General features: G+C 41.5%; 8 protein-coding genes and 1 tRNA gene. 7 read left to right on the forward strand and 2 right to left on the reverse strand.

Going from position 1 to position 10,072, the window contains the following annotated elements; all coding sequences use genetic code 11:
- Positions 1-73: 73 nt before the first annotated feature.
- A complete protein-coding gene (gene ggt, locus ACQXR1_RS08205; RefSeq protein WP_430771969.1) occupies positions 74-1,837 on the reverse strand; it encodes a gamma-glutamyltransferase in 1,764 nt (587 codons plus the stop codon).
- A 184-nt stretch (positions 1,838-2,021) separates the two neighbouring features.
- Here ggt and ACQXR1_RS08210 point away from each other — a divergent pair, with 184 nt between their 5' ends.
- The 3 genes from ACQXR1_RS08210 to ACQXR1_RS08220 all read left to right on the forward strand — a co-directional run bounded on the left by ACQXR1_RS08210 (position 2,022) and on the right by ACQXR1_RS08220 (position 3,238).
- Positions 2,022-2,252 (forward strand): excisionase family DNA-binding protein, encoded by a 231-nt coding sequence (locus ACQXR1_RS08210; protein ID WP_003231472.1) that lies wholly within the window; start codon positions 2,022-2,024, stop codon positions 2,250-2,252.
- Positions 2,253-2,567: 315 nt separating this feature from the next.
- Positions 2,568-3,113 (forward strand): site-specific integrase, encoded by a 546-nt coding sequence (locus ACQXR1_RS08215; protein WP_014664172.1) that lies wholly within the window; start codon positions 2,568-2,570, stop codon positions 3,111-3,113.
- Between the two features lie 52 nt (positions 3,114-3,165).
- Positions 3,166-3,238, forward strand: a tRNA-Arg gene (locus tag ACQXR1_RS08220).
- Positions 3,239-3,328: 90 nt separating this feature from the next.
- Here the strand turns inward: ACQXR1_RS08220 and iseA are convergent.
- Positions 3,329-3,874, reverse strand: coding sequence for a DL-endopeptidase inhibitor IseA (gene iseA / locus ACQXR1_RS08225; protein WP_069839363.1), 546 nt, complete (start codon positions 3,872-3,874; stop codon positions 3,329-3,331).
- Positions 3,875-4,158: 284 nt separating this feature from the next.
- On the opposite strand from iseA, the gene ACQXR1_RS08230 reads away from it, so the two are divergent.
- The 4 genes from ACQXR1_RS08230 to ACQXR1_RS08245 all read left to right on the forward strand — a co-directional run.
- A complete protein-coding gene (locus ACQXR1_RS08230) occupies positions 4,159-5,550 on the forward strand; it encodes an MATE family efflux transporter (RefSeq protein WP_014664169.1) in 1,392 nt (463 codons plus the stop codon).
- A 133-nt stretch (positions 5,551-5,683) separates the two neighbouring features.
- On the forward strand, positions 5,684-6,661 hold the full coding sequence (galM, locus tag ACQXR1_RS08235; RefSeq protein WP_071582305.1) for an aldose 1-epimerase: 978 nt from the start codon (positions 5,684-5,686) through the stop codon (positions 6,659-6,661).
- Between the two features lie 33 nt (positions 6,662-6,694).
- Entirely contained in the window at positions 6,695-8,170 is a 1,476-nt protein-coding gene (dacB, locus tag ACQXR1_RS08240) for a D-alanyl-D-alanine carboxypeptidase/D-alanyl-D-alanine endopeptidase (protein WP_071582304.1), read from the forward strand.
- Positions 8,171-8,539: 369 nt separating this feature from the next.
- Positions 8,540-10,072 (forward strand): condensation domain-containing protein (locus tag ACQXR1_RS08245; RefSeq protein WP_416723593.1); only part of this gene is annotated, 1,533 nt, incomplete at its 3' end.

The following is a 10,072-nucleotide window of genomic DNA, read 5'->3' on the forward strand; positions in this document are numbered from 1 at the left end:
GTTTATCAGTTTTTATTTTAAAGATGGGCATAAAAAAACTGTACTCATTTGAAGCGAGTACAGTTTTTTCTTTTTATTTGCGTTTTAAATTAATGCCGATCGCTGCGCCGTTTCTGCTTGAATCAGCTACGCCTTTAAAGGTGCCGTTTTCATGGTCGATCGATATGCTTTGCACGTTTCCGATTTCCACCGGACTTGTGCCAAATTTGTGGCCCATGCCGTTCAGCTTGCTGAGGACATCTTTAGGAACTCCGTCTTCGTAACGGTAAGAGCTCATGCTGTTTGTGTAAATTCTCGGCTCTTCAACAGCCGCTTTTAATTCCATACCATATTCTATATGGTAGAGAATGGTTTGCAAAACGGATGAAATAATTGTGGCCCCGCCAGGAGATCCAACAGTGAGGACAGGCTTGTCATCCTTAAATAAAATCGTTGGGGTCATGCTGCTTAAAGGCCGTTTGTTTGGCTGTACTTCATTAGCTCCGCCTGGTATCGCATCAAAATCCGTTAATTCATTGTTTAAAATAACACCGTAATCAGGGACCATAATACCCGTTCCGAATAGCTGTTCGATTGTTGTTGTATAGGAAACAACATTTCCCCATCGATCAGCAACTGTAAAGTGGGTTGTTTCGCCTTCGACTTTGTCTTTCGGCTGTTCGACTTGTTTATAGTTTGCTGATCCTTCTTGATATTTCCAAGGATCACCGGCTTTCGGTTTTTTATTCAATTGATCTAGGTTGATTAATTGCTGGCGTTCTTTAATATAATCGGGGTGAAGCAGGCCTTTGAGAGGAACATTTACAAATTCGGGATCACCAGCGTATGACGCACGGTCGGCATAAGACAAATGCATCGTTTCGGCAAGCAGCTGATATTTCTCCCATGAGCGGACATCGTATTGTGAAAGGTTAAAGTCATCAAGTATTTTCAGCATTTGCAATAAGAAAATACCACCGGAGCTCGGAGGAGGAGTGGTAGCGATTCGATAGCCTTGATAGTCTCCCCAAATCGGTTCATCAATTGTAATGTCGTAATTTTCTAAATCTTCTTTCGTCATTGATCCGCCGAAATCCTGGACAGTGTCAGAAAGCGCCTTGGCGAATTTTCCTTTATAAAAAGCGTCAGTGCCTTTGGAGCGAATAAGTTTAAACGTTTTGGCCAAATCTTTTTGAATAAGGGTATCGCCTTCTTTCAGCGGCTCGCCATTTGGCAAAAATACATCTTTTGCGGCTGTCTGTGACAGTTTTTCCTGGTAATTAGAAATGGCATCTGCCAACACTGAATCAATCGGGAAGCCTTTGTCAGCGAGTTTAATAGAAGGGGTAATTAATTGCTTCATTGAACGGGTTCCCCATTTATCCAAGGCTTCTTCCAGCCCTTTCAGCGTGCCTGGAACACCAACGGCAGTACCTTTTGTCACACGCTCAGAGAAAGGAATGGCTTTGCCGTTTTCATCCAAAAACATGTCAGGGGTTGCGCCTGCTGGAGCACGCTCACGGCTGTCGATTATCGTTGTATCCTTCGTTTTTCCGTCATACACCATCATAAAACCGCCGCCGCCAATGCCTGACATCATCGGCTCCGTTACATTGAGTGCGAATTGAATAGCGACCGCTGCATCAATGGCATTTCCTCCTTTTTTCAGCACATCAGCACCAATTTCTGAAGCGAGAGGATGTGCGGTCGCAACCATGCCGTCTTTTCCAACATCTACTTGTTTGTACTCATCGTAGCTTTTGGGCGGTTTTTTAGCTTCCGCGTGAAAAGGGACACTTCCAGCGACTAACAGAACACTAAGCAGAGCTGTTAAACAGACGTTCCACGTTCTTTTCATGTTCTCCCTCCTATATGAAGCTGTATTGTTACAATCTTAGCGTAAAAAAATTACAGCGTTTTCACAAGTGACAAATGGTATATTATATAGTACATAAAGCCGTTTTTCTGTGCAAAATTGATTATATTGATATGAGCCATGTGCTATATTAGAATCAGCATACAGATTAAGAAGGGACTGCTATATGTATTTAACGATCGAAGAAACAGCAGAATATACAAATCTTTCAGAGGATTATATTAAAAGCTTGGTGCTCGAAGGAAAAATCAGGGCCGTTCATGACGGGGAGCAATTTTTGATTTATAAGGAGCAGTTCAAAACGCATCTCGAACAGCTGGAGAATTACAAAGCACTTGTGCAGGAAATATTAAATGAACCAATCCCGGAAGATATTGATGTAAAGGATGAAGATTAGGACACAATTTGAAATTGTGTCTTTTTTTGCATGTTTTTGCAGAAGCGCCGAAAAATCAGGAGCGTCAGATTTCGTTTTAAGAGGCTTTTTGACTATAAGTAGGGTGATGAGTATCTGAGAGATTAAAAGCTTTATAATAGGCTTTAAAGCTCATTTAAAAGGAAGAAGGTTTACAGAAGCTTACTCACACGCTTATGTAACACTATGTATATTATGTTACATAAATACCGTCACGCTTTGACATTCAAGGTTTTTCAGCTATAATAGTAACATAAGCCTCAAAACGTTACATAAAGGTTTTTAAGGAGTTTTTTGATGCATATTGTACAGCCGATTCGCAGTTTAGAGAAAATCCAAGAAGTCAAACAGTATTTGCTTAACAAAAACAAGCGGGATTATTTTCTGTTTATTTTCGGCATCAACAGCGCGCTCCGCATTTCTGATATTCTGCCGCTGCAAGTGAAGGACGTTAAACATAAAGATCATTTATGGGCGACTGAAAGCAAAACAAAAAAGAAAAGAAAGATTCTTATTTTAGAGTCACTGAAACAGGAAATATACGAGTATACGAAAGATATGAAGGAAAATGAATATCTTTTTAAATCTGTGCGGACCAGAAAGCCGATTTCCCGCATTCAGGCCTACAGAATTTTAAGAGAGGCAGCTGCGGCGTGTGGACTTGAGGAGATAGGGACACATACACTCCGGAAAACGTTTGGCTATCATTTTTATCAGCGGACAAAAGACATCGCCGAGCTGCAGAGAATACTGAATCATTCATCACCCTCAATTACAATGCGGTATATCGGTATTGATGAAGATACGACAAGAGCCGCGTATAAGGTTTTTGGAGGGCTTTAATACAAATCGCTTGAAAATATTGATTATCAGAGCTACTATATAAATACCAAAAGCTCTAGTAGCACAGCGGATAGTGCAGCAGTTTCCTAAACTGCAGGTCGGGAGTTCGAATCTCTCCTAGAGCGTTATATTCACAGAAAGACAACAGGCACTTTTCGCCTGTTGTCTTTCTTTTTTCACAAGTAAAAAACGCCCGCTTGTGCAGGGCGTTTTTCTTATATAACTGCGTCAAATTGATTAACTTTCCACTTTTTATTTTCTTTCACATATGTCACTTTCCGTTTTGCAGAAGGGGAACCGTCTAAAGTAGGAACGGTAAATTCATAAGTGATTGTGCCGCCTTTTTTAGAGATCAGTTTAGCGGTTGATTTTTTCCAATTTAAAAGGTTGTCTCCGTCACCGATCGGAACAGCGAGTTTTCCTTTTGAAACAGTGAAATGATAATCTTTAAAGCCTTTTTCGATTGCTGTTTTTGTAAAAATAGGAGTTAGGTAATTCACCGCTTTTGCTTTAGTGCCTAGATCACTGCACATGTATACATATTGAAGATTTTGATACTCAAATGTGCCTGACGGGCAAACTGCTTTTTTCACCTTTGGATTGTGGCCGCTCATTGTGTTCCAAAAATGTTCTCTTGCGGATAACGCCAGCTGCAGTGCTTGTTTTTGTGATAAATCGCCTGATGTATTTTTCGCAAATGCATTTGTGCTTAATGACAGAATAAGTGCAATGGTTGTTAGAAATAGAAGACATTTTTTCATTATCGCTCTCTCCTTCAAAATCTCTTTCTCTTATGTTACAAATGTTACAATAATTACGTTCAGATTACAATAGTTTTGCATAAATTATTTTTTATTCTTTTACTCGCAAAAAATACGCCATTACTTGCTAGCTTATTCTTCATAAGCTAAAAAGATGTGTAAAATGAGAAGAATCGGGAAGGGTTTCATATATACAGTGATGAATAATAACATGTTGCATCTCCTGTTTTTGTCAAAAAATGAGGGCATGTTCAAAACGAATTCAAATAAAGGAGTCCTTCAATATGGAAACATCACAAGAACCTCATGTAACTCAAGAGAAAAGCAAACCATCAGTCTGGCGGTCTATGTCACTCTTTTTGGTGCCTCTTCTGCTGAGCAATGTGCTGCAATCAGTCGGCCAGCTTGTCGGGATGATGGCTGTAGGCAGATGGCTCGGTGTTGACGCAGTGGCAGCTGTATCATCCTTTTTCCCGTTATTTTTTCTTTTAATCTCATTTACGATTGGGATTGGTTCAGGAAGCTCGATTCTGATCGGACAAGCCTATGGGGCGAAAAATGAAGAACGGCTAAAGGCTGTTGTCGGGACGACGCTCACGTTTACATTTTTATTAGGCGTTGTGTTAGCCGTCATCGGCAGTATTTTTACCCTGGATATCCTTCGTTTAATGGGCACGCCTGAAAATGTCATTCATGTCAGCGCTAACTATGCACGTATTTTATTTTACGCTATGCCGTTTATGTTTTTATATTTTGCATATACTACCTTTTTGCGGGGAACAGGAGATTCCAAGACACCGTTTTATACACTGATTGTGAGTACGGTTATCAACATCTCCCTTTTGCCTGTCTTAATCCTTGGCATGTTTGGTCTTCCGAAACTGGGCATATACGGCTCGGCATATGCAACGGTCATTTCCACGATTGCGACTTTTCTCGTGTTAATGGTGTATTTACGAAAACGAAAACACCCGCTGCAATTTGATAAAACAGTGCGGCGTTATTTGAAAATGGATAAGGAGCTGCTGGCTCTCCTGCTGCGTCTTGGGATTCCAGCAAGCATCAATATGATTCTTGTCTCATTATCAGAGATAGCGGTTATTTCATTCGTCAATCATTACGGCTCTAATGCAACAGCTGCATACGGAGTGGTCAACCAGGTGGCCAGCTATGTACAGATGCCAGCCGTCAGCCTTGGTATCGCGGTTTCTATTTTCGCTGCGCAATCGATTGGCGCGAACGAATTTGACCGCTTAAAGCAGGTCATTCGCGTGGGGATTTGGCTGAATTATATCATTGGCGGCGTACTGATCATTTTGATCTATGTTTTTTCACACCAGATTTTAGCGTTATTTTTAACCGAGCAAGAGACGCTTTACATTGCGCACCGTCTCTTGATGATTACATTGTGGAGCTATTTGCTGTTTGGAAATGCCCAAATTATTTCTGCAACGATGCGGGCAAGCGGAACGGTTTTATGGCCGACCGTTATCAGTATATTTTCGATCTGGGGAGTTGAGGTGCCTGTCGCCTTCGTCCTTTCTCACTACACAAAGCTTGAAATACTCGGCGTCTGGGTTGGCTATCCGGCTGCGTTTGCCGTCAGCCTGCTGTTGATTTATGGATATTATCAATTCGTGTGGAAAAAGAAACAGATCACACGTCTCATCCAATAGTCTCCCGAATCACACCGTTCATGAGTTTGAACGGTGTTTTTTTATTTGATAGGGGGAACATAAAATGGAGGAAATATGGCACAGTACATTGAATTCTTATACTAGCAATGAATCAAGGAGAGGTTGAGTATACATGGCAAACTTTATTGAAAACATCACGTATTTGGGAACGCCGGCCATCAAAGCAGGCAACGAACATCTAGAAATGATTGTTGTCCCCGAGTGGGGGAGCAACGTCATTTCGCTCGTGGACAAAACAACAAAAGTCCAGCTTTTGCGTGAACCGGAGACAGCAGAAAGCTTTCACGATACACCAACATTGTATGGCATTCCAATCCTGTTTCCGCCTAACCGCATAAGTGACGGTACATTCAGTTTCCGGGGCAGAACGTATCATTTTGATATCAACGAAAAGGATAAACACAACCATCTTCACGGGTTTCTTTACCATGAAAAGTGGAATGTCGTGACCACGAAGCAAACTGATGAAGAAGTGATTGTTGAAACAGAAATTGATCTTTCTGAGTTCCCACATGTGTATAAGCAATTTCCTCATCATGCCGTCGTTCGAATGACATACACGATCAAGGGGAATACCCTATTTAAACATGCGACGGTTATGAACAAAGGAAAGGAAGCGTTTCCTTGGGGAATTGGTTATCATACTACATTTGTATTTCCAGCAGAAAGCTCGTTATTCTCCCTGACAGCAGATCAGCAATGGGAATTGGATGAACGCTTGCTGCCGACCGGGAAACTGATGGATGTACCGTATAAAGAAGCTTTGCATGAAGGAATAGATTTGCGCCACAAGCAGCTGGATGATGTCTTTTTATCTTCTTATCAGAAGAGAGGCGGAGAAAATCAGGCAGTCATTTATCATCAGCATGCACATATAAGCATTATTTATAAGGCAGATGCACAGTTTAAACAATGGGTTGTATACAATGCGGACGGAAAACAAGGGTATTTGTGCCCTGAACCTTACACATGGGTAACAAACGCCGTGAACCTTGATTTACCTTCATCACTCACCGGTTTACAAGTGCTGGAGCCGGGAGAAGAAACGACAGCCAAAAGCAGTATCACCATTGAACTGAATCATCAATAGCCAATGATGAAGCGCAGAGAGGCGGGGAAATGAATGAAAAAAAGCATAAAGCTTTATGTTGCTGTTTTACTGCTTTTCGTCGTTGCTTCGGTACCTTATATGCATCAGGCTGCGCTTGCCGCTGAAAAACAAGGCGCACTTTCCGGGCAGATCGATAAGATTTTAGCTGATCATCCTGCACTCGAAGGCGCAATGGCCGGCATCACCGTTCGCTCTGCGGAAACAGGTGCTGTTCTATATGAACATTCAGGAGACACCCGAATGAGGCCCGCTTCTTCTTTAAAGCTATTGACAGCGGCTGCGGCACTTTCTGTCCTTGGCGAGAACTATTCTTTTACAACCGAGGTCCGGACGGACGGCGCACTGAAAGGGAAAAGGCTGAATGGTAACCTTTATTTGAAAGGGAAAGGAGATCCGACACTTTTACCATCTGATTTTGACAAAATGGCTGAGAAATTAAAAGAATCCGGCGTAAAAGTAATTAAAGGCAATCTGATCGGTGATGATACGTGGTATGATGACATGCGATTATCACCTGATATGCCTTGGAGCGATGAATACACATATTACGGCGCGCCAATCTCTGCTCTAACAGCGTCTCCGAATGAAGACTATGATGCAGGCACTGTGATTGTTGAGGTCACCCCAAATAAAAAAGAAGGGGAAAAGCCTGCTGTTTCTGTCTCTCCGAATACCGATTATATAACGATTAAGAATGATACCGAAACGACGGCGGCCGGTTCAAAGAAAGACCTCACGATCGAAAGAGAGCATGGAACAAACACGATTACAATTGAAGGGAGCGTACCGGTTGACGCAAACAAGACAAAGGAATGGATTTCTGTCTGGGAGCCTGCCGGATATGCCTTAGATTTATTTAAGCAGGCACTTAAAAAACAAGGGATTACTGTGAAAGGGAACGTCAAAACGGGTGCAGCACCTGGTTCTTCAGACGTGCTGCTCGCTCATCGCTCAATGCCTTTATCGAAACTCTTTGTGCCGTTCATGAAATTAAGTAATAACGGACATGCCGAAGTACTCGTAAAAGAGATGGGGAAAGTGAAAAAAGGAGAGGGAAGCTGGGAGAAGGGGCTCGAAGTGTTAAACAGTACGCTTCCGGAATTTGGTGTTGATTCCAAATCACTCATCTTAAGGGATGGATCAGGAATCTCACATATTGATGCTGTATCCTCAGATCAACTCTCACAGCTGTTATACGAGATTCAAGATCAGAGTTGGTTCTCGGCCTATCTAAATTCTTTACCTGTTGCAGGCAATCCTGACAGAATGGTAGGCGGAACGCTGAGAAACCGCCTGAAAGATACTCCTGCACAAGGAAAAGTAAGAGCAAAAACCGGATCGCTAAGTACGGTCAGCTCTCTATCCGGTTACGCAGAAACAAAGAGCGGAAAAAAGCTTGTTTTCTCTATTCTGCTAAACGGATTGATTGATGAAGAGGATGGAAAAGATATTGAGGATCAAATTGCTGTCGTTTTAGCAAATCAATAATAGTATCAGGCCTGTTTTCCAAATGAAAACAGGTTTTTTTCTGTCTGTAACAACGCCCTGTCGAACCTTAGAAAAATTATCACAAAAGCAAATTAGTTTGATCAAAAAATAGTGTGTAAGACCTTACGTGAAACCATACTTTTATCACTTTATATCCGAAAATTAGATAAAAAAGGAAACTAAAAATAAAGAAATAATACTATATTCAAAAAAATGTTATAAAAATTTAATATTTTTTATTGTACTTTAAAAAATATCCGTTAATATAGTGCATATATGGATTATACAGGCATATAATTTCTTTTATTGTCATTTTTCTGCTTTTTTCTACTTTTTTATCCTCTTATTATGAGAACTGGAGGGAATCCATTGAACGTACATACTTATTCTTTAACCCATGCCCAAAGGAGAGTGTGGTTTACCGAACTGCTGGAGCCAGGTACCAGCATTTGCAATCTCACCGCCTGCGTGAAATTCAGGGGCGATATTGATCTTGAGGCCCTAGAGGAAGCACTGAATCATTCCGTCGCCCGCAACGACGCCATTAGGTTTCAGCTGCTAGAAGGAGAAGAGCCTGAACCGCGACTGTACCTTACTGAATATAAATACGCTTCACTTGAAATAATAGATTTTTCAAATGTTGAAATGATAGAAATGGAGCAATGGATACAAGATCAAGCGAGAATCCCATTTAAACTGTTCAACTCACCTCTTTATCAATTTTACCTCCTCAGAATTGACTCTCATGAAGTTTGGCTGTTCGCGAAATTCCATCACATCATAATGGATGGAATCTCTTTAAATGTGATGGGAAATCAAATTATAGATCTTTATCAAAAAATAAAGAAGAAAGATCCTTTACCTGATCAGCCGGAGCCTTCTTACTTGAGCTATATTGAAAAAGAGAGTCAATATCTACAATCTTCACGTTTTGCAAAGGATCGTTTATTTTGGACGCAAACCTTTCAGCACCCGTTGGAATATCACTCGTTAGCCGGCCAGACGTCCTTACAAAAACAGAGCACAGCCGCATCCAGAGACACCATTATTCTTTCACCTGATCTAGAGCAAACGATTCGAATCTTCTGTAAAGAACACAAGATCAATATCATTTCCTTATTTATGGCTTCATTTTACATATGCATCAGCCGAATCACTTCTAAAAAAGATCTTGCCATTGGCACCTATTATGGCAACAGAGGGTCAAAGGCTGAAAAAGAAATGCTCGGCATGTTCGTCAGTTCTCTTCCAATCAGAATAACGGTTGATCCTGGCACAGACTTTCTTTCCTTTGTCCGCAGAATAGGCAGGGAACAGCTTTCCGTTATGCGTCATCAACGGTTTCCTTATAATTTGCTTGTGAATGAATTAAGAAATGAACAGAAGGATTTACACAACCTTATCGGTATATCTATGCAGTATCAGCCACTTCAGTGGCACAATGCAGATGGTTTTGACTATGAAACAGCGCTGTATTTCAGCGGATACACCGCGAATGAGCTTTCTGTTCAGATACAGGAACGTGTAGACACCGGAACCATACAATTAAATTTCGACTATCAAAATACCTTGTTTTCTCTTGAGGATATTAAACGTATTCAACACCATCTGCTTACCTTACTGGAAAGCGCCCTTCAACAACCGTACAGCTTTATAAGAGAATTAGATATGACGAATACAAGAGAAAAGCAAAAATTGTTGTATGAGTATAACAAGACAGAAGCTGTTTCGCCTGAAGCCCCAACTTTGCACGGTCTGTTTGAACGACAGGCGGCTTTCACACCGGAACGGACAGCCATTCGATTTTCAGGCGGTTCGCTGACGTACGCTGAGCTTGACATGTATGCCAGCCGGCTGGCCGCCCGCCTTTCGGCACGCGGCGTCTCGAAGGAAAGCATCATC

This window comes from Bacillus sp. ATD, assembly GCF_050585765.1.
In the GTDB taxonomy this organism is placed as follows: domain Bacteria; phylum Bacillota; class Bacilli; order Bacillales; family Bacillaceae; genus Bacillus; species Bacillus stercoris.